The organism is Aerococcus sp. L_32 (assembly GCF_050689315.1).
In genome coordinates this window covers 1-738 of sequence record NZ_JBOEQF010000917.1, presented here as the reverse complement: position 1 = coordinate 738, position 738 = coordinate 1, and the positions used below count along the sequence as shown (strand labels likewise).

Here is a 738-nt window from a genome sequence, read left to right as displayed (position 1 = left end):
GTTTTAATATTCATTATCGAAAGTGGTTTTCTTAAAATCACTAAAGGCTAATTACGAATGTTTAGGAAATGAGCTAGTTCTTTCGAGAATTAGCTCATTTTTATGTCATTTACAAAAAATAAACGAACATTATCATAAATTTTCCTTTCAAATTGACTAGATTCAATATATAATAAATATCAATATAAAAGAATTTGAAAGGTTGGACTATATGAAAATCAAACGTAGCCCGCGACTAGTGGACATGACACAATATTTATTATCACACCCACACAAGTTGGTGTCGTTAACGTTTTTTGTGTCACGTTACGAATCAGCGAAATCATCCATTTCTGAAGATTTGACGATTTTAAAAGAACAATTTGAATTAAGTGGATTTGGAAGAATCGAAACTGTAGCTGGAGCTGCTGGTGGTGTCATCTATATTCCAACAATGTCAAAAGAGGACGCCATTGTTGAAGTGGAAAATCTGATTTATCAATTAGAAGCTGCAGATGACCGGATTCTACCAGGTGGATACTTCTATCTAACTGACTTGTTAAGTGACCCAGATCAGTTACGCAAAATAGGTAAAATCATTGCAAGTTATTATGCGGAATCAAAAGCAACGGCCATCATGACTATTGCAACAAAAGGTGTGCCAATCGCACAAATGGTTGCACTATACCTGAACATTCCATTCGTTATTGTGCGTCGTGACTCAAAAGTAACTGAAGGCTCAACAGTCTCCATCAACTA

1 protein-coding gene is annotated in these 738 nt (G+C 35.1%); it reads left to right on the top strand.

Translation table 11 applies throughout. From position 1 onward, the window contains the following. Window positions 1-211: 211 nt before the first annotated feature. Window positions 212-738, top strand: a 527-nt coding sequence (locus tag ACRCJ0_RS17355; protein WP_431391401.1) for a phosphoribosyltransferase family protein, incomplete at its 3' end; no start/stop codon positions are given.